Origin of the sequence: Haloarcula ordinaria (assembly GCF_029338275.1) — an archaeon.
In the GTDB taxonomy this organism is placed as follows: Archaea; Halobacteriota; Halobacteria; order Halobacteriales; family Haloarculaceae; genus Haloarcula; species Haloarcula ordinaria.
This window is the reverse complement of record NZ_CP119789.1, coordinates 1-25,877: the sequence shown is the minus strand read 5'-3', so window position 1 is coordinate 25,877 and position 25,877 is coordinate 1. Positions and strand designations below refer to the sequence as shown.

Sequence of the window (25,877 nt, the reverse complement as noted above, 5' to 3'; positions counted from 1 at the left end):
TCAATTAGCAGTGACCACACCGGAGCCTCGCTCGACGCAACGCTCGATTATACTGAGCGAACGGGGACCGAAGACCCGTCGATAGACGTGGACGGCGACGGGACTGACGAAGCTAGTTGGTCGGGGGTTTTCGGGGCTGGTCAGACCACGACCCCTAAATCGGCCGACGGTCTCTCGACTGGCTCTAATTCAGTTTCAACGTCGACGACAGCCGGACCAGCGCCGGACTGGACAATAGATTATACCGAGCGCACTGGGACCGAGGACCCATCGATAGACCTCGATGGCGACGGGTCGACAGACGTCAGTCACTCTGGAATTCTGTTGTCGGGTGAGTCGCACGTGGCCAGCGCGTCAAATCTCTCGACCGGTTCGTACACGGCCGACGTGTCGACGACTGCCCATACTACCGACGTCGAAATCGGCTTCACCGAGCGAACGGCGACCGAGGATCCTGGAGTCGATCTCGACGGCGACGGGACCATCGAAGCGAGGCATACGGGTATTCTTCGGAGTGGGGAGACCGCGACCGTTACTGCCACTGGACTGCCAGTCGGCAGTACAACGCTCGAGACAGATGCGGCGGGCGGGATTGTCGATTACACCGTCTCTGCGGACGGCACGTATCACACGGAAGACCCGGCCGTCGATGTCGACGGGGATGGCGTCACTGAAGCCGGGTATTCCGGTATCTTATCACCAGGGCAGACCGCAACCGCTGCACTCCCAAGCGTGTCCCGATCGACGACCGACGTCGAGCTGGCCGTGGCCAGCGGCTCGGTTACGACCGCGGAAGTCACCTACACGGAACGGACTGAGACCGAGGACGTCACCGTCTATGTCAACGACAACAGCACGGACTACTTCGGCCGGCTCGGCGATGGGAACACGACCTCGCTTGCCACCGACTCGGCATGGGTCCGTGAGGGGACGAACAACGTCACGCTGACGCTCAGCGAGCAATCCGCAGACGCCCCGGCGACGCAGGTGAATCTCTCCTACAGCCACGAAATCCAAGACAAGCAGACGGTCACCTACACCGCGGAACAGCTCACCTCGAGATACGTGGTCAATCGCACGTACGCTGAAAACACCGACGCGGCGACGGTGACGATCCCCTTCGAGCGGAGCGTCTACGAGGTGCGAGACCTCGAGCAACGGACCGATGGCGGCGCGTGGCAGGACGTCGATCCAGCGGACTACACACTCGAGAACACGACGCTGACGGTCGAATTGGGTTCTGTCTCGTCGGGTTCGAAAGTCTCCGTCCGCTCGAACGGCTCGCTGGCGCGGGTGAACAACGGCTCGATCAAGGTCGTCCAGCCCAGTGTCCGCAGCGGCACGCTGGACTCGAGAGTGAAACTCACCGACTGGGCGCAGGATTCGTATCTGCGGATGCCTGAGGGCGCCGAGCGGGTGCACTACGCCTACGATGAACCCTGGCCTGGCGAGGAGAACGAGTACGCTGTCGTCCACGCAAACGGCTCGCAACAACTGCATCTTGCGACGAACGAGGCTGGGTCAGAATTCCAACTGTCGACCGTGCCAGTGACCGCGGAGCCGGTGACTGGTGAGGTTCGTCTCTCCGTCTCTGATGGGCCGGATATGAGCGAACCGACGGTCGAGGTCGCTCCCGGCGACTCGATCGGTGATGAGGTGGCGTTCACCTTCGTCGACGCGAAGGACGACCAGAAGTACGTGCTCTACAGCACGAGCAACGACGTCGTCCGAGACTCGGGGACGGCGAACAGCCCACTCACGCTCTCGGACGACGACAGCGACGAGACGCTGCAGTTCCAAGAGGAGAACCAGACAGCCTCGACGAGCGGTGGATCGAACTCGCTCATGAGTCGAGTCCCGATGGGGCCGGTGTCGGCCCCCGAGGAGGGCATTCCCGTGCCGCTCATCGTGGGTGTCCTGTTGTTGATTGCGTTGGCAGTTCTGGTGCGCCGCTTCGAGTTCCTCTCGCTGCCCTCGAGCGTGCCGACGGGGACGCTGCCGATCGCCGCGGCGGCGCTGGTCGTGTTCTACATCGCGGACTGGGCAAGCGGCCACGCGATTACCCGCTCGCTGGGGATGGGGCTCCAGCAGATTGCGCCGCTGGCTGGCCTCATCGGCATCTTCCTGCTGGCGTACTACCTCTACAAGACGTACATCAAGGGCCAGGGCCCGCGACCGATTCAAATCGTCTCCTCGGGCGCTGACCGGGTGCAGAACGGAGCCTCTCGGCTCCGCGGGGGGAACAACTGATGGCGTCGCGAACCGCCATGGCGTGGCTTATTACGGCGCTCTTGTTGGCCAGCGTCCTCGCGGTGCCCCTCGCATCCGGGCAACAGTCTGATGCGTCAAGTGAGTGGACGCTCTCGGACCTGCAGAAACAGGGCGAGGTGACCGACACTCGGTACCCGTCACTCCGGGTCGCGGGCGAGATGGAGGCGTTCTGGCTCGTGCGCTACCCGCCACGGGGAACGGGCACATACGGCGACCAGAACTCCAAAAAGTACATCAAACCGACGACCACCGTCCAGCGCAACAAGGTGCGCCTGTACGCGAGTTTCCCGTTCGACAGCCAGAACCGAACCTTCTCGCTGACGAAGGTCTACTGGCACCCGGACTCTCGCCAGGTCCAGACCGACAACGGGACGGTCGTTACCAAGCGCTACGCGAACGTCACCGCGGTCGGCACGCAGAACGTCACCTTCCAGTCGGGGATGCGCCGCCACAGCGAAGTCCTGCTGCGCGGCCACTACGACGACGCTGAACGGGTGACGATGCTCCTCTCGCTCCCGGATGGGAACACCCTCCGCTGGACGTTCAAGCACAAGTCCATCCCGACGGCGAAGGCCGCACCGGACATCAGCAGTCGCGGCGACTTGAACGAGTACATTCTGCTGTGGGTCGTCCTCCCGACGCTCCTCTTGTCGTTCATCAGTTACAAGAAGGTCCCCAAGTTCCGGCGCGAAGCGCTCGCTGGGACCGGACGCGGCGCTGGGACGTGGATTGCGATGGGCTTCGTCGTCGCGATCGGGGCGTACCTGCTGGGCTACTACGCGCTGGCCTCGCTGACGGCACACTTCCCGGTCGTGTTCTCGCTGTTCATCGCCTACGTCGTGGCGGTGATGCAGCTCGAGGACGACGAGGATGCAGTCGAAACGTGGGGATTCATCCGGATAGACCCGGAGACCGCCACGTCGCCGCTTGACGACAAGAGCGAGGTCCTCGATTCCGGTGATATCGAGATCGAGGGCTACGACGTCGTCTTCGACGAGAACAACGAGCCCGTCCTCTACTCACGTGGCCTCCTGTCGATGTGGGCCCGCTATAAGGGCTGCTACGCTCGTCTGAACATCGACAACAAGGAAGCCGAGTGGAACTGCGTCGGTGACTACGACAAGGTAATCGTTGTCGACCAGGACGCCCCAGCGTTGGTCGAGCACCTTCCCTCCAGAGTCATCTTCGCGTGGCCGTGGCGAACCTACCAGCCACCCCGCAACGACGACGGCGAACTCCTCGAGGACGACCTCGACCCGGGGAAGTTCCGCGTCCTACCGGAGTCGATAGGCGCCCAGCAGTACGCTCAACTCGCGGGCATGGTCGCCGTGCCAGCGATGGCCGCCTTCGCCTCGATGGACTTCGTCGGGGCGTGGCAGTGGGGCCCACTCACGTGCCTCCCGTTCGTGCTCATGTTCGCCGAGCCGATCGAGGGGAAAGCCCAGTCGTGGGTCGCACCCGGGCAGGCGCGCAAGGCCTGGGTCACCGCATGGTACACGGACCTGAACGTCCGCCGGTTCGGCACGATCGACCAGCTGCTGGAGAAACTCATCGAGAGCGAGAACAAGCAATACGACGTCGAAGACTGGCTTCGTGACCTCCGCGAGGATGGCGTCGTCAACGAGGCGCACAACCGCCAGAGCAAGCCCTTCGATACGGTCCTCTCGGACGACGACCCGGCTCTCGATCGCGATGACGAGCCGTCGACGGCAGCCGCCGGAGGTGACGACTGATGGCTTCGGGTTCGGGGCAGTCGTCCTTGGACGGCCTCCTGGACGGCGTGCGTGAGAGAGAGACGAATGCGGGAACAGACGTGTCTATCACGCCAGCGCTGGACAAACTGAACGAGGATCAGCGTCAGTGGCTTCAGCGCTGGACCATCGAGGGATACACTGACCGCCGGGATCTCATCGTGTCCTTGCACCAGATGCAGTTCTGGTCGCTCGGTCGCGTGCCTGACGGCTGGTTCGTTGAGGTGTGTTCACGACCAGTGCCACTGTCGATCCTCATCACGAGCCCCAACCGTCGCGAGTGGCGCGAAGACCCTGTCGATCAGCACACGGCCGAGCAGGAACGCCGGCTGTGGGCCGCGAAGTACATCCGGCCGGCGTTCCGTGCTGCGTACCGAACCCTCCGGAAGAACGCCCAGCAGTACACCAACAAGAGCGAGCGTGTCGAGGACGCCAGCGAGACGCAGTACTTCGCGATGCGGCCGGCGCTGGACGACCTTTACCAGAAACAGAGCGACCTTCTGTTGTCACTCCTGGATGGCTTCGAGGACATGGCCGCCGTCGACGACTGGCTCTCCCGCCTCGACAACGGGACACTCGGAGAGTTGCACATGGTCGAGCCGGACTTCGATTGGAAGATCCACGACAGCACCGTCGCCCAGCGGGTCCTCACGGTGGACGCTGAGAAGTACGAGCGCGAGCGGGAGCGTGGGCCGCGACGTATCTGCTCCCTCGTACAACCGGGCGGTCGATCGCTGGGCCGGTGAGGCTGACGAACACCGCGAAGACGACGGCGCAGAGAGTCAACCCTCGAGGACGATGTGACCATGTCTGATCTACACGACCCGCAGGAACTGGGCTTCATCGAGCCCCACTACGGCAGCGAGCAGTGGACGAACGACGCACGAAACCACTCGGACGGACGGCACCTTCGTCGAATCCACGGAATGCCGGAGTTCAATCCCGACCAGTTCGACGCGGAAGGGTTGGTGCCGGCGTTCTGGGACCACACATGGGACGGCGGCCGCAACCAACCGAGTGGCGGCGTCGAGTGGTTCGCGACAGGACCGCCGAACTCCGGGAAGACGACGCTCGCTCTTCGCGCCGCCCAGATTGACATGGAGGTCAATAACTCGCGTGTGGTCTGGCGGGCGGCGACGGGCTCGCGCTCGGAATGGCTCCCGTACGCACCGGTCGCGCACGTATGCCTCCCGAAGGGATACGACGCGACCGCGTACGTCGTGAAGAAGGGCGGGAACCGTAACTCGATGGGCAAGCAGGTGCCGCTCGAGGACGTCGTCCGGAAGGTAACGCACTACAGCGACATTATGGACCTGAATCTGAACGTCCTACAAGACGGCGTGTTCCACGTCGTCTACCCAGATCCGAAAATGCGGGGCTGCCAGTGGGTCTACGAAGAGAGTGACAAGGTCGTCGACGGCGTCAAGTTCCAGGAAGGCGACCCGGTCGATCACTGGTGGTTCGGCTGGGCACTCTCGCTCGTCGAGCGCGGCCCGTTCGACTGGACAACGTGGATCTGCGACGAGGTCGCATCGCTCGCTCGAGAGGGTGTCTCGAAGGACCAGTACGCGACGCTCCAGAAGGTGCAGCTCGCAGGGACGGCCGTCGAGGACTTCCGGAAGAACGGCATCATCGGGCTGTTCTTCGGCCACAAGGACAAGCACCTGCACAACCTCTGGACCGACCGCATTCGATGGCGCGTCGGGATGAACGGGACGGCGAACCCTCACGGCGGCTCATCGCCGAAGGGATTCGAGTCCGTGCCGATGGAAGAGGACATCACGTCGGACCTGGACACAGGCGAGGCGATTCTCTACACCGAGAAGGAGTTCACCTGGCCGCCGATCACGTGGCCGGAGATCTCGAAGCCGATCCACGGTGACCTGAAGGTCTATCTCTCAGAGACGGACTCGAAGCGAGCAGTTCCGGGGGTGCGTCGGCGTGATCAGGCCGACCACCCACCCCAGCAGACCACAATCCTCGTCGCCGACCTCGAGGAGTGCTCAAGAACTGTCTGTTTTCGTAGACGAACCCAGGGGGTCGGACCGACGGAGAACGGTCCCCGCGCCGGTTTCGCGGTCGCGACCAGAAAAATTCGCGCGCGCGGAATTCTTGACTGGACATGAGTACCCCCCCGTGGGGGCGAGCGCATTATGCGACGCGAGCGAGTGCGCCTTGGCGGCCGCCTACAACTCTCGAAAAAATGAAACGTTTCGACGAGTCAGAGGTGAGCCGCGATGCTCGTGACGCCCGTCGATCTTCTCCGGATGGGCATCGAATTCCTTGTCGGTCAGTTCGGGCTGGCGACGCTGGGAATCGGCGTCGGGACGCTGATGACCGCAGGCTTGTGGCTCTGGTGGGGCTTCAAACTCAAGGCCATCCTCGGCGTCGCCGCGGCGATCGGGCGGACGGTCGCCCGTCACGGCCTCGTCTCGCTCCTCATCTCGACCGTGCTGTTGCTGGCGATGCTCTGGACGGGCATCATCCCAGGCATCGACTTCCATACAGCGTTGAACGTCGTCGGTGGGCTCGTCGACGGTATCATCGGGGTGGTCACATGAGTACGGACTCGATGGCGTTCCTCGAGGAGTCTGTCGACGTCTTCCACGTCGGCGAGCACTACGCCGAGACGGTCAGCGACACGATCGCCGTGCGTGGGCAGATTCGACAGCGCTCGTCGGTTGATCCCAAACTGGAGATGGCCGTCTTCCGCTGTCGCGAGTGTGAGAACGAGAAGCGAGTCGCTCAGAACTTCGGGAGCATCCGTCAACCGGCGTTCTGTGAGGGATGTGGCAAACAGCGCGCTCCGTGGACGCTGCAGCGCGAGAAGTGTGAGTACGTCGACTATCAGGCGCTCCGTCTGCAGCCCGTTCCCGAGCGTGTCGAGGAAGGAACTGAGACGATCGACGCCCATCTTACGGAAGCGCTGGCTCGACAGGGCGTCGAATCTGGCGAGGTCGTCACGGTCGTCGCGACGTACAAAGCCATCCATCCGAACGGCTCGACAGTCGGCGAGAAGATCCTCGACGCTGAGGACGTCATCGTCGAGGAGTCGGCGATGCAGGAAGTGAACCGCGACGCCCACCAGGACGTCATCGACCTACTCGCCGACATGCACGATCCGATGGACGTGCTGGTGGATTCGGTCGCACCGACTCACTACGGGGACGAGCACATCAAGGAGGGTCTCATCCTCCAGTTGGTTCGTGGCAACTCGCCCGATGCAGAAGGGACGAACCACCGCGGCCTCGTGCATCAGCTCTTGTTGGGCGATCCGGGCACAGGCAAGACGGACTTCGGTGAAGCGCTGACAGCGCTCAGTCCACGTGGTCAGAAGACGTCGGGTAACGAGGGCACGTCGGCGGCCGGCCTGACAGCGGCGATGACGAAAGACGGCTTTGACGACCGCGACCTGACCGTCACGGCAGGCGCCATCCCGAAGTGTTCCGGTGGCGCCGTCTTCATCGATGAACTCGACAGTGCCGGTTCGTCGGAACAGAACGCGCTCTTGGAGGCGATGGAGTCCGGAAAGGTCACGATCGAGAAGGCTGGTGAGCGCGCGGTCCTGAACGCCGAGACTGCGATGCTCACGGCGGCCAACCCAGAGGACGGCCACTTCCGAGAGAACGACTCGCCGATCCAGCAGACGAAGATCATCTCACCGCTGCTGGATCGATTCGACCTGCTGTGGGTTCTGGAGGAGCGTACGGACCGCGAGGAAATCGACGAACTGGCAGGCCATATCCTCGACGGCCGTGATGTTGCCACGAGGCAAGCACGCGGGCAGGCGGTGCCCGACGATCTCCTCGAGGACGTCGACGGCGAGGTGAGCATCGACGCCTTGCGAGCGTACCTGCAGGCGTGTCGCGACCTCACGCCTACGTTTGCGAGCGCCGCGGTGAAAGACGCGCTGCGCGAGTGGTACGTGGCCGTGAAGACGCGCTTGGTCGCCCGCGAGGAAGACGAAGAGCGGACCATCCCAGTGACGCCACGCTCGCTGCTGGACCTCGTGCGACTCGCTGAAGCGTCGGCGAAGGCCCGCCATTCCGAGACGATCGAGATGGTCGACGCCGAGCGTGCGACACGGCTGAAGAGTCGCTCGTTCCGCGAACTGGGGCTCGACCCTGGCCCGGACGTGGAGGTCAAGACTGACGACGATGGGGTGCTGGTCGTCACGTCGGACGCACCGACCGCCGTCGTGACCGAGGTCGTCGAGGGGCTGAAGTTCGAGGGGGCCGGCTACGGCGCCGACCCGGACGACGTCGTCGACGCGGTCGTCGAGGAGGCCGATGGGCTCGCGCCAGACGACGCGGCGGACCTCATCGAACGGATGGAGGCGGCAAAAACGATTGACCGCACCCCTGACGGGAGGCTCATCGCATAAGTCGAGGCGCCAATAACACTCTCATCATCTGATAAGAGTGGTTTGCTGAATATAGAGGGTGTATCCATCATGATACTCTGTTTATTACGTTCGGCTCTGTTGAAACCCTCAGAGAGTTACAGGGTCGAGCAATAATGTGACCGAATGCAGGCCCTCCCAAAGTCGCAGTTGCTTCGATTCGTTGAGCAGGCGTATCACTTGGCTCGGCGAGCTCTTGCCCGCTACTCTTCGAAATTCTCGAAACGGCGGTACACACTTCACCAGCACATCGTCCTGCTCTGTCTCAAGGTGCGAAAGAATACGTCGTACCGAACCCTGCTTGACGAACTCATCGAGCCTGCCTCGGATTCGGAGGGCCATCGAACTGGAGGAACTCCCATCCACCTCGACGTTGTGTAAGGCGTTCAATCGCCTCGATATGGCGGTTTGGCGCGTCCTGCTCAACCTCTCGGTTGCACTCCTTCCGACCAACGGTGTCGTCGGGATTGATGCCTCGGGGTTCGACCGGAGTCACGCCTCGAAACACTATACGAAGCGAGCGAAGTTGACGATTCAGCAGTTGAAGGTCACGCTTCTCGTGGAAACAAGGTCGAACTCGATTCTCGACGTACACGTAACGACGACACGAAAACACGACTCGAAGATAGCGCCGTCGCTCATCAAGCGGAATACCGGGGAAGTAGCGGTTCTCCTCGGTGACAAGGGATACGACGACCAGAAAATTCGTGCGTTAGCCCGTGAAGACGGGGTTCGTCCACTCATCAAGCACCGAGAGTTTTCCCCGCTCCACAAGGCGTGGAACGCTCGGCAGGATGCTGACCTCTACGGCCAACGTAGTCAGAACGAGACGGTGAACTCTCGCCTCAAACGGAAATATGGCGCATTCGTCCGCTCACGACTCTGGTGGAAGCAGTTCCGTGAACTCGTAATCGGTTGTCTCACTCATAACATCAATAAGACACTCTGACAAATGGAGGCGGAGAGTTAATCATACACCTCAACTCTGCACTCGTCTATTATTATACAACCGATAGAGAGCCATTACGATAATAGCGAGTGCAATAAGGGCGCTTCCCCAGACAACCGGACTGAATCTACTCACGAGTACGCTATTCCGGATAGCGAGTGAATATTTTGTGTTGTTGTTAGGTTTCCTCACCTACTTAACGACTGTTCAGCGAGAAAGGTGTCGATACAATGGGATTTCAACAGGGCCAAAATGGTTACTTTCAGGATATAGTTACCTTTTTGAAATGCGAATATTTACTACTTTCCAGACAATTCGAAATGATGCCACGAGATGACCGTCGATCGTTTTTGTTCAAAGCTGGCGTTGGACTCTCAGTCTCATTGGCTGGCTGTTCGTCGCTGAATCCGACCGCCTCGGAAGGAAAACCGAGTACGATTGAGACTACTTCGGAGGGAGAAGAGAACGAGTCACTGAGAGCTATTTCGGATTTGGAGCGGATTAAGGAGACCCAGAAACTCGAACCATCTGATGTGAGAGAGGACGATATGTTTGGCCAATCTAATGCCATCTCAAACGACGGTGACGAGATTGTGGTCGGGACGGGTAGGGGTACCGTGGGTGGTGTCCCTAAAACGGGCTATGCAGAAATCTACAATCGAGAGGAAAAGGCCTGGTCGAACGACCAGAAAATTACGCTACCAAATCCGAAAAGAGAGGACGGCTTGGGCGATGATCTCGAGATATCAGATGATGGGTCAACCATCGCCATAACCGCGCCAGGACGTACGCCTAAAAACGCATCCAAAGAAGGCGCGGTGTACATCTATCGCAAGTCCAATCAATCGTGGGAGAGGGAGACTGTTTTCCAGACCTATTCGTATTCGATCGCTCTCTCAGGATCCGGTGATACGCTGGTCCTTGAGGGTGCGCTCGATCGGGAGGAAGAGAGAATTGAAAGTCTGTACGTGTTTCAGCGGACTGATTCCGGGGATTGGTCTCAAGAGGCTACTTTAGAACCAAGTCGGGAAAGCGGTGGACAGTACATTTCTAAGGTAGAAATATCAGGAGATGGGTCCACGATTGCCGTACGAGAACGTTCCTCATATCGAAAAGGTGGGAAGTGGTATGACACTGGCTATATTTTCAGAAAATCTGAGGGCACATGGTCTCAGGAGGCATATATTGATGGAAACCCCAGAATGTTCGGTGGAGGAGATATCGCTATAACCCATTCTGGGGATAAAGTACTAGTCGGGGGTGAGATGATGATCGACGACTCGAATAATATCGGGGCAGTGTACGTGTTCACCCAGGATCGTAGCTGGAGCCAGCGAGAGGTTGTGCCTGGCCCCAAGCCAGAACATAGCTACAACTTTGGCTATAGTATCGACGTCTCGAGTGACGGGGCAGTAGCTTTGGTTTGTAATCCCTTCGAAGAGATCGAAAAAGGCGGTGGGGCGTATATCCTGCATGAAGATAATCGCTCGTATGAATATACGAGGAAACCAGGCTCCGGCAGGAGGCGATCCTGCTGATCGAATGAGCGACGGGAGTGTCGCTGGGAACGGACGTTACGCGGTTGTCGGATCGAGGGATGAGCATACGTCTGGTGTTGAAAAGTCTGGTGCAGCCTATGTCTTCGAACTCTGAGATATGGGCCAGTTACGACCACAGTCATCCTGTTCCAACTGCACGGCATTATTGATTCTCGAAAAATATAAAAAATGTCGTTCGAAAGGTAGAAAATATGATTGGTCGGAGGCATTTCCTGAAAGCGGCCGCTACGAGTGGAATTCTCTCCCTAGCGGGATGTGCAGACTCTTCGTCCAGGGCGGCGGATACTGATAATCCCGCAGAAACTGTTGCGGTCGAATCAGTGACCTCGACACCGACGGATACACCGACTCTAATCTCAATTGATGAGGCGAAAGTGGCGACTGAAAGCGTCCCATTGCGCCCGTACAACTACTATCCCTACGTTGCTGGGAAATACAAGGTGGGGGGCTCGAACAAAGTGGACGAACTGAACGCCCCAGATGCAGATGTCGGCTCTATCAATAAACTCCCTACTATTGTAGAACGGCTTCGTCCAGTCACCTTCCTCAATATCAATGACTTAATGAGTACTGATAAAATTGACTCTGATGGTGGTTGGTTTTCTCGCAAGCACCTTGAGGAGTACGAAACAAACTACGCTGCAAAAAAACGATACGAATTGATGAAGTCGATTCTACCTGCGGAAAATCTGGTAGAAGAATTTGAGATTGATCAGTGCCCCAATCCGTGGCTCATCATATCACTCAAGGTAGGAGGAGATTCTGGGATTGAACCATACTATGCAGTCACTGTTTCCGGAAATCTCTATTTGCAGACCGGTATCAAAGATCCGGATGCTTACGAAGACCCAGTCGCAGCTCTTAAAGAACAACTTCGGACTGGAGAAACGATGACATCGTCTGAGTTCGAGAATATCTGGCCACCAATTGTTCGTCTTGCCGGCGAACATGAATCCAATAACTCAGTTCATAAGATCAATGCAGAACGGAATGTAACGCAGAGGAGACGGTAGCAGACATTTCAGCCTCGTCCGCGAAAGAGGCGGTTAGGACAGTGTATCCGAAAGCAAAAATCCCCACTTCAGGCGTCAAGGAATGGAAATTAGATCAGGGTCCTGAGATTCCGGTAGATACATATCAGGCCTATGGCTGGACAAGTCCTTCATTAGAAAGTTATACGCCCCCAGTTGCGTATGCAAAAAGTAATTTACCAGAGTATAGTGGGGATCGCAAATGGACATTCTACATTAATTACTTATGCATCAAATTCGACGACAGGAGTGATTCGGAAGAATATATTAAGAAATTATTTGAGTGGGCAGATGTCGGTTATTCAAACGAACGGCCATATCTGGGGGCGACATCTGAATCATATGGTACCACATATAAATTTACAAACAGTGACGCCATGCCGAATTCTCCGGTCCCGTTTTCGGGACATGATGTAACTCTGTCAGGCTCAGTGTGTGTGGTTTCTGATTGGATTCTCAATCCGACGTGATGAGATGTGATATTTAGGAAATGTTTTTGTTTCTCGAAATTTGGCATCGGGGCCGTGTTTGACCGGTCTACTGCGCCTCATCGCCAAGAGAACCAAGACTGTGCCAGCCAGATCGTCGTACGTGCGGTGGCATCATTCTGACTGTCGGAAGATCTAGCTTCTGCTGCTGACTGAATAGTTTTTGACCTCAAAATGCTCACTATTCATTAGGCACAGATCCCATTCTGGATAGAAATTTTAGCCACTTGCTGACTAGCAAAAAATTAAATGATGCCGGATTCAGTGAGTCATTAATGGCAAGACGTCGAGACTTCCTCACCTCTTTTGGAACACTGACAACCATTTCGATCGCCGGATGTGTGAGAGGGACTCCAGTAGACTCAATAACCGGAGACGTATCTCAAAAATGGACCTTCCAAACGGAAGGTTCAGTGGTCTCTTCGCCGGCGGTAAGGGGGGGCAGCGTTTACGTTGGGAGCGACGACGCCACGATATACGCAATCGACGACAAGGATGGAATCCAACGATGGTCCTTCCAGACAACCGCCGAGGTGGTATCCTCACCGACTGTGGTGGGTGGAACCGTCTATGTTGGGAGCTACGACACCAACGTGTATGCCATCAGCGCTGCAGATGGAATCGAACAATGGTCCTCTCCTACGGGTGCTCCAGTTGAATCCTCGCCGGTAGTGAAAGATGAGACAGTCTATGTTGGGAGTCAGGATTCCAACGTGTACGCGATCAACGCCGAAAACGGGATCGAACAGTGGTCCTTCCCAACTGGCGACTGGGTGGACTCTTCGCCGACTGTAGTCGATAGTACCGTCTATATCGGAAGTGAGGACTCCAACTTGTACGCGATAAACGCCAAGAACGGGACTGAAAAGTGGTCCTATCGGACGGATGGTGAGATACAGTCTAGACCGGCAGTGGTGGATGGCACGGTCTACGTCGGGAGTAAGGATTCCAACGTGTACGCTATCGATGCCGAGAATGGAACCAAACAGTGGTCGTTCCAAACGGGTGATGAGGTATGGTCCTCACCAGCGGTGAAGGATGGCAGAGTTTATGTCGGATGCATTGACGACAACCTGTACGCGATTAACGCCGATAACGGGACGGAGCAGTGGTCCTTCCAGACGAAAGACGTGGTTGAATCCTCACCTACAGTGGCAGATAGCACGGTATACGTCGGGAGTAGCGACGGCAACATGTACGCAATCGACGCCGAGAATGGAACCAAACAGTGGTCGTTCCAAACGGGTGATGAGGTGTGGTCCTCACCGGCGGTGAAGGATGGTACAATCTATCTCGGGAGCAATGATGAAAACGTGTACGCACTCACAGAGCGCGACATATCCGATGCTGATAGAACCTCTTGATTCAGCACGACCAATAAAAGAATCAGCCAATGAAGGTTTCAACAATGCCCGCTTCACAACCCGATATCAGCGAACGCATCGTCGATGACATCCTCGCTCGGCGCGTTCAGATACGGCTCGATGGCGGCGAAACTGTCCCAGCCGCCGACGGCCATCACGACGCGCGGGTTCATCTGCTGGTCGACGAGCAGCCGCTGGGCGAACCGGCGGCGGAGATCGTGCGTGCTCACCTTCTCGAAGTCCTGGTCGCCAGTTTCTTGAGCTGCACGCTCGGCCGTCCGACAGACCAACCAATAGACTGAGCGTGGCCCCACGCCGGGGCCTGTTAGTGGCAGCCCAATGATGGCAAGAGTGATTTCAAGACGATCTAATACGCATCTCGCGGGTGACACGCTCTGATAGCCAGTCAAGCACGGGATAGGCGTCGGTTGTAATCCATGGCCCGCTGAAATCAACGCCAGACATACTCTCTGCGGCGGCTTCTCCAGTCATCTCGTTCGTTGAGAGTCCGTTTGACGTGGGGCTCCCGGCCGACGCTGACTGGTCAGTGGCGTCAGCGTTCCAGTAGACATCCTCGACCGGGCCATTCTCGTAGTTCCGACCGACGGCACCACCCACGTGCTCTTCGCCGCTAACAGTCGCGGCAGTAAACGAGGAAGCGACCCGACCTGGTGCATAGTTCATTCCTACCAGCCCGCCAACCGAGGACTCGCCACGGACGCTACCGAAGACCGCTGAATTGGTCACGTTACCGATACTGTTACCGGCGAGACCGCCAACGCTGTATTCACCAACGACTGTGGCATTCACTTCGACGGCAGATATCTCGCCAACCCGGTAATTAGCATTCGGCTCGGCAACAACGCCAGCGATACCTCCAACACCACGCTCTCCGCGGATACTCCCTGTAACAGTAACCTGCGTGATCGTGCCGCTTGAGGTGCTGGCTACGCCCCCGACATTGTCCTGTCCGCGGACGGAGACATTCCGAAGATGGAGTCGCTTAATCGTTCCGCCGTTGAGTGTCTTGACGATCCCACCGGCACTGTCCGACCGGTGGACAGTAAGTCCACGAACTGTGTGGCCGTTTCCGTCGAGTGTTCCAGAGAATCGTGGTGTCGGGTCGAACCCATTCCGCCACGTTGCGTCGATATCCGAGACGAGTTTATAATTCGCATCAGAGTCGACGCCGATACACTCGGCTGGTGGAGTGTCTCGATCCGGTACGGATTGCTGGTGGATCCATCGCCCCCTGCGAACGAACCGCCAACACATTGATCCAGAGCATCGGGTCCCGGCATGAGCCGAGTTGATGGAGTAAACATCTCCTTCTCGATATACTTCCAGTCGTCAAAGCCAGCGTCGGAGACGGCCTCCGAGGTGTAGCTATAGTGGTCCGGGGGAGCGTTGTAATTCAGAACACTGGGGTATTCGTCGAACGGAACGTCGGTGGTGTCAATGCCACGGTATACATCAGGCATCAGGCCCATTGAGTGGCCAAGTTCATGTATGAACGTGGTCCCCATGCGTGTGTCGTCGACGGTCCCTGAAACGTGCATTATACCCTCAGCGCCGCCACCATCGACAGACTCTGAGAGTGAACTCCGGTCAACTAAAATCGCGTAATGGTATGCTTGCCCGTTATGGTCAAAGTATTTGTTCTCGTATTCATCTGTCCTTAGGCCTCCAAGCGTACGAGTGTACGGGACCTGGTCGCTCCTAATAAGATGGAGGTTGATTCCGTTCGTTCCGTTCGGATTCGAGACCGGCGCGTCGGCGAACTTGGACTTGATTAGCGCTCGCTCATCGTCAGGGAGCGAGTAGCTCTTCATGTAGTCAATCTCGACGTAAATATCCTTGTACAGTGGATTCGCGTCTGGATAGACGTCGCTATGGACCTCCCAACCATCAAGGAGATTGTCACCATCGGTATCCCGAATGGTTGGGTTAGTACCGCGCTCGATCTCGGCACCGTCAGCGAGTCCATCGTTGTCTGTATCGCGCTTACGTGGGTCTGTGTCACCCTTCAGTTCGGCAGCATCGTCAAGCCCATCATTATCGGTATCTGCCGAATTGGGGTCTGTTTTGTTTCAGTCACCTCACGGAGATCAGTGAGACCATCATCGTCTGTATCAGCCTCGTTGGGTCAGTTCCGAGTTCGGCCTCACGCCGGTCATGTAGTCCGTCATCATCGGAGTCTACCGATGTTGGTGTTGTTGTAGATGTAGCAGCACTACTTTCCGTCTCGGCTGCTGATTCCTCAGTCGGCCCATCGTCCACTCCAGTCGACACTGACTGGGTTGGTTCAGTTTGGTCCATTCCGACGAATCCAGAACAGCCGGAGAGCAAAACGAGGATCACCAGCCCAATTGCAGTCACTTGTCCCGAACCCATACAATCTGTCAATTTGGTGTAGAAATAAATCTACCGCCGTACGGCTCTGTTCAAATCCTCGGATAGTTACAGGTTCGTCCGGTAGTCTGACCGGATGCAGGCCCTCCCAAAGTCGCAGTTGCTTCGGTTCGTTGAGCAGGCGTATCACTTGGCTCGGCGAGCTGTTGCCCACTACTCGTCGAAGTTCTCGAAACGCCGGTACACACTTCATCAACACATCGTCTTGCTCTGTCTCAAGATACGGAAGAATACGACGTACCGGACGCTTCTTGACGAACTTATCGAGATGCCCCGTATTCGGAGCGCCGTCGATCTGACGGAACTCCCCTCACCCTCGACATTGTGTAAGGCGTTCAATCGCCTCGATATGACCGTATGGCGCGTCCTGCTCAACCTCTCGGTCACACTCCTTCCGACCAACGGTGTCGTCGGGATTGACGCCTCCGGGTTCGACCGGAGTCACGCCTCGAAACACTATACGAAGCGAACGAAGTTGACGAGTCAACAGTTGAAAGTCACGCTCCTCGTAGACACAAGAGCGAATGCTATCCTCGATCTGTACGTGACGACGACCAGAAAATACGACTCACAGATCGCAGTTCTACCGAACGGCTGTTTCAGGGGATATGTGTCGAACTAATAGTATTTCAACAGAGGCAACATTTCGTATTTTACGTCGGTTTTTTATGTCGTAGTACTGTCGAGATTGTATGGGAGACACTGGGGAACTAACCGTCTATCGAGGGTGAGTGCCAGTCGTTGACGTGGAGTACGAGACTGAAAATAATCACTCTCCGGTACAGGCCATTGTTACGGCGCTGGCGGATGCTGCTGATATCGATCCAGTCGATCTCCCGCCGATAAGTGAGCATGTTGACCCGGCTGCACTCAACGCTCTGTTTGATCCCCATGACAGAACCACAGACGGAGACACTGTTCTCAGTTTTCAGGTAGATCCTGGAACGTATTCGTCCGCTCCGACGGCTTCATCCGCGTCTGTGACGCGACACAGCGAACCGATCTGGTCCCGTTTTTGCATCTATCAGCACCTAACACGACTTCTCTTTGAGAGAGGCCGCTGATCTACGAAGCAAACGATTCAGGACGAGACAGTTTCGATGAAGTCCGTGGGTCCGGAACGGTCAGATCCGCCGCATCGTCGTCACGACTTCCCGCCCGGTGACGCGCCAGCCACACCCAGTCCACACCGCTTCGACACGCTCGAAGCCACCACCACTCCGTCGGTCGAACTCGACCTTCCATTTGGGACCACGGATGGACTCGTAGACGAAGCCATTCGCGTCAGCCATGGAACGACCGTTTATGCGTCGGGCCCTCTCACGAGTTCGCCCACGAGCGAGCCGTCGACGTGCGGTCCGACGGCCCAGCCACGCTCCTCACGCGTGTACTCGCACCACTGCCCCAGCGTCTTGAAGGGGATCTCGGTCAGGCTCGACTTTCTCGGCAACGGTGTCCTTGACGATCACCAGGGCGCGCTCGTGCTCGTCCCAGTAGTGGGCCGCCGCTTCACCGTCGACGCCGAGGAACAGCGGGCGTTGGGTGAGTCGTTGGCGAACGTGGTCGGGCACGATCCGCTGGTCACCGACGGAGGTGGGCAGTGATGGCTATCGAAGAACGCGAAGGCTCGAATGTCGTCGTCGCGACGGCCTGCCCGTACTGTGGTGCCGATCTCCCTGAACAGGCGTCGCTCGCTATCCATCTCGGACGGAGTTGTCCAGCGACGACTGAAACGCCACCAGGTGGGGCCGCATGAGCCGAGAAACCAGAGGGGTCGTGCCGAAACGGGCCCCAGACCCGCGGGGATCAACTCTGGGTCAAGGAGAGCTGGTGGGCAACTACACGAGCGGGAACCAGGGCCCACTCTCGATGTTGGCGAGACTATCCAATAAGTATTCTGCCATCACTCAGTTCGCAGTCGGAGGTGGCCGATGACACCCGACGCTCCCCTCCCAGAGGTCGGCGAGACGGTCGCGATCACCACGGCCGACAGTGAGCCGTGGCTGCTCGTCTGTACCGTCCACGAGGACGCCCAGGCAGTGACCGGCGTCCTCGTCGCCGACCTCGCCGACGAGACCGTCTGCGCCTCGAGGAATTGATCGGTGACCGTGAGCGACGGCGCAGACTCGCGATGGCCGTCAGCAGCGCGGACCTCATGACGTTCGCCGTGCCCCACGAGGACCTGCGCCACCTCGGCTCGCCTGGCATCCAAGGCTGTACGCATCCGACGGGAGGTGAGATGAAGATGGCCCAGGCACTAGGCTCCGAGCGTACTGCGACCAGCTCAGCGCCCACACACGGCCAGTGGCGACTGTGCTACAACGTCGGCGATCTCGTCCACTACACCGAATGGACGACTGACTTCCCGGCTGTCGAGAACCTCTACGACCAGTACCGCCGGGGCGACTACGGCCACGACGTCGTCATCGAGCGCCGCATGTCGTTGGTGCGCTCGTCGTCCTGAACGCCCTGTGTGCCGCCGTCGGTCAAACCCATTCCCCACGGATATGACTCTGACAGACCCCTCCTCCAACGACCCTACTTGCCGTCAGGCAAAGACACTGCTCTTCTGCCCGACGTGCGAACATGAAAGTCCCGCTGACGGTGACTGGATCGACGATGATTCGACCGCTCGCCACCGACTCCTCTGTCCCCGCTGTGGGGACATCGTTGTGGACCAGGCACAACTCTAACCCGATCGCGAATCAGCGACGCTTCGAAACATCTGCTTTGTTGATATCCTCTGTTATGACAGAACTGCCGTGCAAGATACAGAACGTCTATGCAGTAGTGAGTTCAATTCCAGTAATCTCGAATCTGGCACCACCCTCAGCACTCTCTGTCAGGTTGATTTCCCATCCGTGATTTCGACCACCCGCTCGACGATGCTCAACCCGAATCCCGTTCCTTCCTCGTCGGTTGAGTAGCCGGCGCTAAACACGTCAGTACGTCTCTCTTCGGGGATACCAGGCCCATCGTCTTCGATATAGAAGCCATTGTCCAGCGCACCGACTGTGACCGTTGTGTCTGCTCCACCGTGTTTAATCGCGTTTCCGAACAGGTTTTCGAAGAGTTGGCACAGTCGATCATCGTCTGCTTCAACAGAGAGTGAGGAAACCGTCTCGTCTGCGTAGTGTAACTCGGCGTGCTCTGTCTGCTCTCCGACAATGTCCCAAGCTTTGTCTATCGTATGGGCCACCATAACAGCATCCACCGCACCGATGGCTCGTCCTTCTCGCGCCAGCCAGAGGACATCCTCAGTAATTCGCGTAATACGGTCTAATGCGGTCCCGAGTCCAGCAAGATGATCGCTGTCACACTCTCCTTTTGCGAGCTCTAAACGACCTTTCGCTACGGTCAGTGGGTTCTGGATGTCGTGACTGACGACACCCGCAAACTCGTCAAGACGGTCCCGCTCTCGGCGAAGTTTTCGCTCACGATCTTTGTGTTCGGTGATATCACGGGCGACACCGACGATTCCTTCAAGCACCCCATCTACAGTGAGGCGGACCAACCGATACTCTAACACAACATCTCCTCGGTGGGAAAATTCGACTTCGACTTCCCCCGACAGTTGTTCGCGCCGACCGTCAAGAAGGGCCTGGTAGGGATCGCTGTCGGCAGACTGATCACGTATAATCGGGATCAACCTACTTTTCTGGCCTTTGGCTGTTCTTTGGTGGTGTTGTACCAGTTAGCCAGATATTCGTTTACGACCACGAAGCGTCCGGACTCGTCGTAGATACAGGCGGCCTCGTTCATCGAGTTTATCATCTGTTTGTACCGCTGGAGGTCACGGTTCTGTTCGGCCAGTTTCTGTTCTGACCGGTGCGATTCGACGGCATTGGTGATCCGGTTGGCTAAGACGGTGTACTGATCAGTCCCACTCTCTTTTGAAGATAGTCTGTAACGCCTGCAGAGATGGCCTCCATCGCGACTTCCTCAGATCCCTTCCCTGTATACAAAATAAACGGAAGATCGGGGAATTGTTCACGGACGGTGCGAAGAAACACGATTCCGTTTTGTCCAGGCAAATCGTAGTCGGAGACCACACAGTCGAACACTTCGTCGGTGAGCATTTCACGCCCAGCACTGGCATCGGGTACCGTGGTGATCCGAAAGCGATCGTTCTCACGTTCAAGATATGTCGCAGCGGCTCTGGTGAATCGCTGGACGACGGCGGCTTCGACCGTTAGAACGAGGAAGAAGCGGGAAACCGTCGATGATTCATGTCTAAGATCTCCCGCTTCACGAGTAAAGTCGTTCAGTTAGCTAAAAATGCTGTTGGTGAACGAGGCGAAGTCGCCGCCCCCGAAGGGGTGGCGGCCGCCGAGCGGTGGTGTCGCTGCACTGTCTGCGGGTTTACCTGGAGAAATCCTACCGAGAAGCACTCGATTTGCTGAGCGAGATGCCACAAATACTCGCGGAGATCGGCCTTGACGCGGCCGATCTCCCCGACCACTCCACGCCAGTCAAGTGGTTTGATAGAATCAAGACAGCACTCTGGCGAGTGCTGCTGCGCCTCTCGGCGCAGCTGCACGACCCGAGCGGTCACGCCGCCATCGACGCGACGTTCTTCGACCGCGAACACGCGAGCAAACACTACTGCCGTCGGACGAATTACCGCGTCAAGACGCTCAAGCCGCTGTTCTCGTCGACACAGAAAACCAAGCCATTCTGGACGTTCACTGTACGACTGAGAAACGCCACGACACACAACTCGGCTGGCAGGTCGCCCTCCGCAACGCGGGCGACCTCGCCAGCCTCGCTGCCGACAAAGGCTACGATTGGATGGATTTACGCGAGAAACTCCGCGAAGAGGGCGTAAGACCACTGATCAAACATCGTGAGTTCCGGCACATCGATCACGCGCACAACGCGCGGATCGATGGGGCTCGCTACCGGCAACGAGCGATGTGTGAGACCGTCTTCTCGACGATCAAGCGCACACTCGGCGACGCCGTGCGTGCGAGAACCTGGTACGGTGAATTCCGAGAACTCGTCCTGATGTGTGCGGTTCACAACATCAAGCAGGCACTCAAACCGTGAAATCAAGCCACGTCTGGCGATTCACCACTGCCGTCGCAGCCAAATCTGCAAACTCAAGATCGTCCTCGACGTGGAGAAGTCGAATCGAACCCGTCATTACACTACCAACGTTCAGTAGTCAAATAACTATACGGTAAATTTCACCGTCGCAAATTCATCCGACAGACCGACTGTTTTTGTCCCCATTCGTCACCGCATCGACTTCCGAAATATCAGTGATTGACTGGCGCTGTGAATACAGCACGCCCATAGAGTCCACTCGCCATCTGTCAGTACCGGCGTGACCGATACAGAGGCTGTATCTTGCATAGAGTATCTCCCAGATTAGGAGTCAAGACATTGCTCGGTACAGTCTCATTTATCACCGGTAGATTGATTAATTAATAAAATAGTTTCTGCTGTGTACGTGACGGTAGTGTTTAGTTTGGAGCATTGTGCCAGCGAGCGAAGGTCTGCAACCAATTTTCGGCTGTTTCGGGGTCGACGTGACTGAAACAGTTTGAAAACGACGAGGTTCGACGCTTGAACTCTCGAAAAATTCGTTCGACAGCGTTCCGATTTCCGTGGCGCCGCATCTGAAATCGGAATCCCGCTCGAGAGAGCGCAGTTTGGAGGTGTTGAGCGCCATCGACGAGAAAGACAGCAGTTTCGACATCGTGTTTTTGCCGAAGTTCGTGCAAGAAAATTTCCGTGAGGGTGGTCGTAGTCGTCGCAAAGAGCCGGACGTGAAGCAGTTCGTTCGACTGCGGATCGGCGGCGGCGTACAGCCAGAATTGCTGATCGTTGATCCGAATCACGGTTTCGTCAAGCGCAATCTGATTCGGTGATTTACCGGATTCGGGCTGTAAATCGGCTTTCTGAACCCAATCGTGGATTGCTTTCCGCGATCGTTGGACACCCAGATCTTCGAGTAATTCGACGGTATCCGACAGCGAGAGTCCCGCAACGTGCGATTTGATACCCAGCGCCATCGCCGGCTCGGGTGTCCGCTCGCGCTCCACAAAATCCAAATCAATCCAGTCTCTACATCCGCTGAGGCGGCTGATTTTTGGCATAGGCACCACAAAATCCGTCCGCCTCACTTTTCACGCTTAACTAAACACCGCCTACGTGACGCCGGATACTTTAATGAGGTCCGAGGATGCCGTCTCGTCAGTCATTTCGGTCGTCCTGATGGTGGGTATCGTGGTGATACTGGGGGCTGTCGTCTCTGTGTTCGCGCTAGGAATCGGAGAGAGCGTAGATAGTACCGCTCCAAGTGCGACGTTTGAGTTTGAGGTGCAAGCCAATGGTGACGTTCAGGTGACCCACGCAAGCGGTGACTCGTTTGACGGCGACCAGTTGCGGTTCGCGGGAGCCGCACTCGAAAAAACGTCGGTCGGTAGTATCAACGAATGGAGTGGGGGTGATGTCACCGCGGGCGACTCAGCGACGGTCAATGCCAAAGGCGGCGATACCCTACGGCTCATCTGGCAATCCCCGAAGGATGATACGACCGGAACAATCGCACAGTACGACGTGCCGAATAGCGCTAACCCACAGGCCTCAATCGGGGGTTTTGGATATCCAGCCTCGCACGATGCTCGGATAAATGGAAAAGTCACGATTAAGAACCTCCAATTCAGCCGGGCTCACGACGACCGTGTCTACGTCACTGTGGAAGACGAGCCGGCCGGTGGGAGTACCTCAGCAGCGCGGTACTTCGATTCGTCGGGGGATGATTTGATCTTTTCAGATGCGACGGGGAGTGGGCTTACGGATCAGAATATCGGGTCCAGTGAGACGATTACGGTAACGATATACGAGACGGACAAGAAACAAGTCAGAGTAATGACTGCTACGTTCGTAACCTGACCGATTTTCGTCCGATTTGCAGATTCTCCAAACAGTAGGTCGTACTTCAGTCTCGATGGGAGTTCGTTGCCTCTTGAAGTCGAAGGCCAGCCCTAGTTAAGTTAGCGATTCTACAGAGTAGTTGATTCGGCACAGAGTGGTCGAGCAAATTGGGGCATAGTCGCCATTGAAAATCAATGCACACCCGATCGCACGACTGCAGTGCGATCGGTATGTAAATCGTTTCAATCGTTGCTATCGGTGTCCCGTAGTGATTTTCAACTCTCGCAATTGGTTTTCCCCTTTTGCATGTGTCCGGCCAGCGCGTGCAACGTACATGCCCTGTTGTGGACCTCAGAATGTGGTAATTCAGGCGTCTCGTCCAGTGACCGATACGCGCACTGGGCCTTGTTTAGACGCGGTGCATATCGTCTACTACGGCCTGCATCCACAGAATGAAAGCAGGAAGAGAGACCCTCATGAATGAATTCTGTTCACCGGATAGAGCCACTAACCGAGGGCAGCAGACGCGTCTAAACAAGGCTCAGCTACTGTATCGACTGACCGGCCGATGGGATAATGCCCATCCACTTGTGACCGATTCGCGCTCTGTATTCAGCACGACCTCAACAAACTGTCCGGGAATGAGGAATTCAACAAAGCCCGTTTCCGATTTTCGTCAATAGCACAGAGTACCAGATGAGCTACAGCCCTACTTCTACGAACGCGTCATCGATGACGTCCTCGCTCGGAGCGTTCAGATAGGGTTCGATGGCGGCGAAACTGTCCCAGCCGCCGACAGCCATCACGACGCGCGGGTTCATTTGCTGGTCGACCGGAGGCGCTGGGCGAACCGACGGCGGAGATCGTGCGTGCTCACCTTCTCGAAGTCCTCGTCACCAGTCTCCCGAGCGCCCGTTGGGCAGTCCGGCGGATCACGGCGCGGACACCTGGTTGGGACAGATCGATAAAGGGTCTTTCGGAGCGATGTTGCGCTCGTTCTGGAACCGTTGAAGGTCGCGCTCGACGCTGTCGGGGAGGTAGGCGTCGCGTGGCTTTCCACCCTTCCCGCTGGTGTCCTTGCCGGCTTCGACGCGGAGGCGGTACTGGCCGCTCTCGGTTTGCTTCACGTCGACGGGGCGGACCTGGGGCATCTCGAAGGCGCGGAGGCCGACGAACGCGCCCAGCTGGATGACGAGGTCGTCGCGCTGACTGTTGGTGGCGCGTCGGAGGTCTTCGATCTCGCTGTCGGTGAGCCAGACCTTGTGTTCGTTCCCGTCTGTCGCTTCGATTCGCATACCGATTCCTTGAGGAACCGTTACTAAAGCATCTGCGGACGGCGTGATCGGGGCGAAGGCACACCGGGTTTCGAGTGAAAAACGCGGAGTCTGTTACGACTTGTTTTACAAGTCGTTACTACACGTTATCGGCCAAGACTTACCGAAGCAGTCGTCGGATTAGGTAGAATGGTGACCGCGAGATTTGTATCAGTTCCGGTCAGTGTTCTAAGGTGCGTGCTGAATACAGAGGGTGTATGCAGCAGAACCACTGGTGGTTTTACCACTCTGAGTACTATATTCATGGGGCGGTCCCACAGATTTTGATGCCTATTTTCACAGAGTCTCTCGGTTCGTGACTGCCAGTTGAATTCCAGAGCCACCTCGATGATATCGCACCCAAGCGATAGTCGTGAGGATACCGAGAAGAATAGCGCCCACACCGAGGAGACCAGCCTCGGGGCCAAACGCACCGCCGGTCATGACGTCTGGGCCATGCTGCTCGATTGCGAGGATGCTCGTCGTCGTCGAGCCACTGATGGGGAATCCGTAGAGGTTCCCCTCGAAGAAGTTCCACGCGACGTGGACACCGATCGGGAGCGCGAGTTCCCCAGTCAAGGCGTACCCGAGCCCGAGGAACACACCCGCGAGCGCAATCGACGCCGTACTGATAGCCGTCGCGTTCGGTGCCGTAGCATGTGCGAACGCAAAGACACCGCTCGTCAGTAGTATCCCCACCACCACGGCCCCGCGGGCGTCGACTGGCCCGACCTGGAACCCCTCGGCGAAGTTCGTCAGCAGGAAACCTCGGTGAAGGAGTTCTTCGATCACGGATCCGATGAGGTAGGACCCCACCGAGAGCAGGAACCAGTACGGAAACGTCCAGTGGGGGACGCCACCGACGACGAAAACGCCGCGTATTGTGACCCAGCCGAGTGCCAACTGGACCACGAAGATGGCCGTCATCAACGCGCCTCCCAGGACGAACCCGAACGTGAGGTCGGCCCACCACGCGCGATTGACGCGGAAACCGAAATCGCGGAACCGCCGGCGATCCACGTACCGACCGGCCAGGTAGATGGCCACAGGCGTGGAGATGGCGCCGACTACAAGGTCGATCGCGGTCACGGCGATACTGCCAACCGGAGTCCCTCGGAGTTCAAAGAAGGGTGACCGGCCGGTAACGACCGTTCCCAGGAGGCCGGACATCATGATTCCGAGGAGCCACCAGAGGGCGAGTCCGGCGAAGATTCGGAGCGGCATCCGGGGTCGGTCTTCGACGTCGTTCCAGATCAGCCCTCGAGGCTGTGTCTCCGGACGCAGCAGCCACCGCACGTTCACGGCGACTCACACCGTTGCGATGGGACGACGTGCCTGATGCCGTTCTGGTTGGTCAGCCGGAGTTCGAACACCAGCGAGGGACAAGCCGCCAGATTCGACCACCGAGTAGCCTGCTTCCAGGCGGGAAGGCCCTCCCGATCGTCTTCGACT

Annotated in this window: 21 protein-coding genes and 8 pseudogenes; 17 read left to right on the top strand and 12 right to left on the bottom strand. The window is 57.5% G+C overall.

Annotated features, from left to right (window positions below; genetic code table 11):
* The first annotated feature begins 342 nt into the window (after positions 1-342).
* The 10 genes and pseudogenes from P1L41_RS00130 to P1L41_RS00085 all read left to right on the top strand — a co-directional run bounded on the left by P1L41_RS00130 (position 343) and on the right by P1L41_RS00085 (position 13,815).
* Positions 343-2,250, top strand: coding sequence for a hypothetical protein (locus P1L41_RS00130; RefSeq protein ID WP_276296822.1), 1,908 nt, complete (start codon positions 343-345; stop codon positions 2,248-2,250).
* The gene (locus P1L41_RS00125) at positions 2,250-4,004 is read left to right on the top strand and encodes a hypothetical protein (RefSeq protein ID WP_276296871.1); all 1,755 of its coding nucleotides are present in this window, start codon (positions 2,250-2,252) and stop codon (positions 4,002-4,004) included. The genes P1L41_RS00130 and P1L41_RS00125 overlap by 1 nt, the downstream gene beginning before the upstream one ends.
* Positions 4,004-4,768, top strand: coding sequence for a hypothetical protein (locus tag P1L41_RS00120; protein ID WP_276296870.1), 765 nt, complete (start codon positions 4,004-4,006; stop codon positions 4,766-4,768). The genes P1L41_RS00125 and P1L41_RS00120 overlap by 1 nt, the downstream gene beginning before the upstream one ends.
* Positions 4,769-4,828: 60 nt before the next feature.
* Positions 4,829-6,148, top strand: coding sequence for an ATP-binding protein (locus tag P1L41_RS00115; protein WP_276296869.1), 1,320 nt, complete (start codon positions 4,829-4,831; stop codon positions 6,146-6,148).
* Between the two features lie 111 nt (positions 6,149-6,259).
* On the top strand, positions 6,260-6,583 hold the full coding sequence (locus P1L41_RS00110) for a hypothetical protein (RefSeq protein WP_276296817.1): 324 nt from the start codon (positions 6,260-6,262) through the stop codon (positions 6,581-6,583).
* Complete coding sequence (locus P1L41_RS00105) at positions 6,580-8,406, top strand: ATP-binding protein (RefSeq protein ID WP_276296868.1); 1,827 nt, start codon at positions 6,580-6,582, stop codon at positions 8,404-8,406. The genes P1L41_RS00110 and P1L41_RS00105 overlap by 4 nt, the downstream gene beginning before the upstream one ends.
* Positions 8,407-8,550: 144 nt before the next feature.
* Positions 8,551-9,373, top strand: a pseudogene (locus P1L41_RS00100) (IS5 family transposase).
* A 230-nt stretch (positions 9,374-9,603) separates the two neighbouring features.
* Complete coding sequence (locus P1L41_RS00095; RefSeq protein WP_276296867.1) at positions 9,604-10,911, top strand: hypothetical protein; 1,308 nt, start codon at positions 9,604-9,606, stop codon at positions 10,909-10,911.
* A gap of 212 nt (positions 10,912-11,123) precedes the next feature.
* Positions 11,124-11,945: a hypothetical protein gene (locus tag P1L41_RS00090; RefSeq protein WP_276296866.1), complete on the top strand. Its 822-nt coding sequence runs from the start codon at positions 11,124-11,126 to the stop codon at positions 11,943-11,945.
* Between the two features lie 781 nt (positions 11,946-12,726).
* Positions 12,727-13,815, top strand: a complete 1,089-nt coding sequence (locus P1L41_RS00085) for an outer membrane protein assembly factor BamB family protein (RefSeq protein ID WP_276296865.1) — start codon at positions 12,727-12,729, stop codon at positions 13,813-13,815.
* 53 nt (positions 13,816-13,868) lie between these two features.
* Here P1L41_RS00085 and P1L41_RS00080 read toward each other — a convergent pair.
* The 5 genes and pseudogenes from P1L41_RS00080 to P1L41_RS00065 form a co-directional block, all read right to left on the bottom strand.
* Positions 13,869-14,150, bottom strand: a pseudogene (locus P1L41_RS00080) (tyrosine-type recombinase/integrase); the annotation flags it as partial.
* 22 nt (positions 14,151-14,172) lie between these two features.
* Positions 14,173-14,625: a hypothetical protein gene (locus tag P1L41_RS00075; RefSeq protein WP_276298486.1), complete on the bottom strand. Its 453-nt coding sequence runs from the start codon at positions 14,623-14,625 to the stop codon at positions 14,173-14,175.
* Between the two features lie 137 nt (positions 14,626-14,762).
* Complete coding sequence (locus P1L41_RS00070) at positions 14,763-15,647, bottom strand: M64 family metallopeptidase (protein ID WP_276296864.1); 885 nt, start codon at positions 15,645-15,647, stop codon at positions 14,763-14,765.
* Between the two features lie 111 nt (positions 15,648-15,758).
* Positions 15,759-15,881: pseudogene (locus tag P1L41_RS18535) on the bottom strand (zinc metalloprotease); the annotation flags it as partial.
* A 28-nt stretch (positions 15,882-15,909) separates the two neighbouring features.
* Positions 15,910-16,209, bottom strand: a complete 300-nt coding sequence (locus P1L41_RS00065) for a hypothetical protein (protein WP_276296863.1) — start codon at positions 16,207-16,209, stop codon at positions 15,910-15,912.
* 94 nt (positions 16,210-16,303) lie between these two features.
* Here P1L41_RS00065 and P1L41_RS00060 point away from each other — a divergent pair.
* Together P1L41_RS00060 and P1L41_RS18530 are read left to right on the top strand one after the other, a co-directional pair.
* Positions 16,304-16,807 (top strand): annotated as a pseudogene (locus P1L41_RS00060) (transposase); the annotation flags it as partial.
* A 151-nt stretch (positions 16,808-16,958) separates the two neighbouring features.
* Positions 16,959-17,291 (top strand): HalOD1 output domain-containing protein, encoded by a 333-nt coding sequence (locus P1L41_RS18530; protein ID WP_379788232.1) that lies wholly within the window; start codon positions 16,959-16,961, stop codon positions 17,289-17,291.
* Between the two features lie 60 nt (positions 17,292-17,351).
* On the opposite strand, the gene P1L41_RS00055 is transcribed toward P1L41_RS18530, so the two are convergent.
* Together P1L41_RS00055 and P1L41_RS00050 are read right to left on the bottom strand one after the other, a co-directional pair.
* Entirely contained in the window at positions 17,352-17,519 is a 168-nt protein-coding gene (locus P1L41_RS00055) for a hypothetical protein (RefSeq protein WP_276296808.1), read from the bottom strand.
* 11 nt (positions 17,520-17,530) lie between these two features.
* Positions 17,531-17,801, bottom strand: a pseudogene (locus P1L41_RS00050) (hypothetical protein).
* A 357-nt stretch (positions 17,802-18,158) separates the two neighbouring features.
* Between P1L41_RS00050 and P1L41_RS00045 the strand changes: the two are divergent.
* The 3 genes from P1L41_RS00045 to P1L41_RS18730 all read left to right on the top strand — a co-directional run bounded on the left by P1L41_RS00045 (position 18,159) and on the right by P1L41_RS18730 (position 18,920).
* Positions 18,159-18,326 carry a hypothetical protein gene (locus P1L41_RS00045; RefSeq protein ID WP_276296862.1) on the top strand — a complete coding sequence of 56 codons (168 nt, stop codon included), beginning with the start codon at positions 18,159-18,161 and terminating at the stop codon, positions 18,324-18,326.
* A 146-nt stretch (positions 18,327-18,472) separates the two neighbouring features.
* The gene (locus P1L41_RS00040; RefSeq protein ID WP_276298478.1) at positions 18,473-18,691 is read left to right on the top strand and encodes a hypothetical protein; all 219 of its coding nucleotides are present in this window, start codon (positions 18,473-18,475) and stop codon (positions 18,689-18,691) included.
* Positions 18,692-18,734: 43 nt separating this feature from the next.
* Complete coding sequence (locus P1L41_RS18730; RefSeq protein WP_465260855.1) at positions 18,735-18,920, top strand: DUF8106 domain-containing protein; 186 nt, start codon at positions 18,735-18,737, stop codon at positions 18,918-18,920.
* A gap of 149 nt (positions 18,921-19,069) precedes the next feature.
* Here the strand turns inward: P1L41_RS18730 and P1L41_RS00035 are convergent, their stop codons facing one another.
* Both P1L41_RS00035 and P1L41_RS18525 read right to left on the bottom strand, forming a co-directional pair.
* The gene (locus P1L41_RS00035) at positions 19,070-19,756 is read right to left on the bottom strand and encodes a sensor histidine kinase (RefSeq protein ID WP_276296861.1); all 687 of its coding nucleotides are present in this window, start codon (positions 19,754-19,756) and stop codon (positions 19,070-19,072) included.
* 203 nt (positions 19,757-19,959) lie between these two features.
* Positions 19,960-20,342: pseudogene (locus tag P1L41_RS18525) on the bottom strand (response regulator); the annotation flags it as partial.
* A gap of 114 nt (positions 20,343-20,456) precedes the next feature.
* On the opposite strand from P1L41_RS18525, the pseudogene P1L41_RS00025 reads away from it, so the two are divergent.
* Positions 20,457-21,276 (top strand): annotated as a pseudogene (locus tag P1L41_RS00025) (IS5 family transposase).
* A gap of 419 nt (positions 21,277-21,695) precedes the next feature.
* Here the strand turns inward: P1L41_RS00025 and P1L41_RS00020 are convergent.
* Positions 21,696-22,331 carry an IS6 family transposase gene (locus tag P1L41_RS00020; protein ID WP_276296805.1) on the bottom strand — a complete coding sequence of 212 codons (636 nt, stop codon included), beginning with the start codon at positions 22,329-22,331 and terminating at the stop codon, positions 21,696-21,698.
* A gap of 73 nt (positions 22,332-22,404) precedes the next feature.
* Here P1L41_RS00020 and P1L41_RS00015 point away from each other — a divergent pair, with 73 nt between their 5' ends.
* The gene (locus P1L41_RS00015; RefSeq protein ID WP_276296804.1) at positions 22,405-23,130 is read left to right on the top strand and encodes a type IV pilin N-terminal domain-containing protein; all 726 of its coding nucleotides are present in this window, start codon (positions 22,405-22,407) and stop codon (positions 23,128-23,130) included.
* A gap of 683 nt (positions 23,131-23,813) precedes the next feature.
* Here P1L41_RS00015 and P1L41_RS00010 read toward each other — a convergent pair.
* Both P1L41_RS00010 and P1L41_RS00005 read right to left on the bottom strand, forming a co-directional pair.
* Positions 23,814-24,407, bottom strand: a pseudogene (locus P1L41_RS00010) (site-specific integrase).
* A 315-nt stretch (positions 24,408-24,722) separates the two neighbouring features.
* Positions 24,723-25,649 (bottom strand): CPBP family intramembrane glutamic endopeptidase, encoded by a 927-nt coding sequence (locus tag P1L41_RS00005; protein WP_276296802.1) that lies wholly within the window; start codon positions 25,647-25,649, stop codon positions 24,723-24,725.
* Between the last annotated feature and the right edge of the window lie 228 nt (positions 25,650-25,877).

Coding starts and splice junctions, on each gene's coding strand:
- P1L41_RS00020 (WP_276296805.1), bottom strand. CDS start 22,331: ATGCCAAAAATCAGCCGCCTCAGCGGATGTAGAGACTGGATTGATTTG.
- P1L41_RS00115 (WP_276296869.1), top strand. CDS start 4,829: ATGTCTGATCTACACGACCCGCAGGAACTGGGCTTCATCGAGCCCCAC.
- P1L41_RS00005 (WP_276296802.1), bottom strand. CDS start 25,649: ATGCCGCTCCGAATCTTCGCCGGACTCGCCCTCTGGTGGCTCCTCGGA.
- P1L41_RS00055 (WP_276296808.1), bottom strand. CDS start 17,519: ATGGCTGACGCGAATGGCTTCGTCTACGAGTCCATCCGTGGTCCCAAA.
- P1L41_RS00090 (WP_276296866.1), top strand. CDS start 11,124: ATGATTGGTCGGAGGCATTTCCTGAAAGCGGCCGCTACGAGTGGAATT.
- P1L41_RS00110 (WP_276296817.1), top strand. CDS start 6,260: ATGCTCGTGACGCCCGTCGATCTTCTCCGGATGGGCATCGAATTCCTT.
- P1L41_RS00095 (WP_276296867.1), top strand. CDS start 9,604: ATGGGATTTCAACAGGGCCAAAATGGTTACTTTCAGGATATAGTTACC.
- P1L41_RS00085 (WP_276296865.1), top strand. CDS start 12,727: ATGGCAAGACGTCGAGACTTCCTCACCTCTTTTGGAACACTGACAACC.
- P1L41_RS00045 (WP_276296862.1), top strand. CDS start 18,159: ATGACACCCGACGCTCCCCTCCCAGAGGTCGGCGAGACGGTCGCGATC.
- P1L41_RS00015 (WP_276296804.1), top strand. CDS start 22,405: ATGAGGTCCGAGGATGCCGTCTCGTCAGTCATTTCGGTCGTCCTGATG.
- P1L41_RS00120 (WP_276296870.1), top strand. CDS start 4,004: ATGGCTTCGGGTTCGGGGCAGTCGTCCTTGGACGGCCTCCTGGACGGC.
- P1L41_RS00070 (WP_276296864.1), bottom strand. CDS start 15,647: ATGAAGAGCTACTCGCTCCCTGACGATGAGCGAGCGCTAATCAAGTCC.
- P1L41_RS00105 (WP_276296868.1), top strand. CDS start 6,580: ATGAGTACGGACTCGATGGCGTTCCTCGAGGAGTCTGTCGACGTCTTC.
- P1L41_RS00040 (WP_276298478.1), top strand. CDS start 18,473: ATGGCCCAGGCACTAGGCTCCGAGCGTACTGCGACCAGCTCAGCGCCC.
- P1L41_RS00125 (WP_276296871.1), top strand. CDS start 2,250: ATGGCGTCGCGAACCGCCATGGCGTGGCTTATTACGGCGCTCTTGTTG.
- P1L41_RS00065 (WP_276296863.1), bottom strand. CDS start 16,209: ATGGGTTCGGGACAAGTGACTGCAATTGGGCTGGTGATCCTCGTTTTG.
- P1L41_RS18730 (WP_465260855.1), top strand. CDS start 18,735: ATGACTCTGACAGACCCCTCCTCCAACGACCCTACTTGCCGTCAGGCA.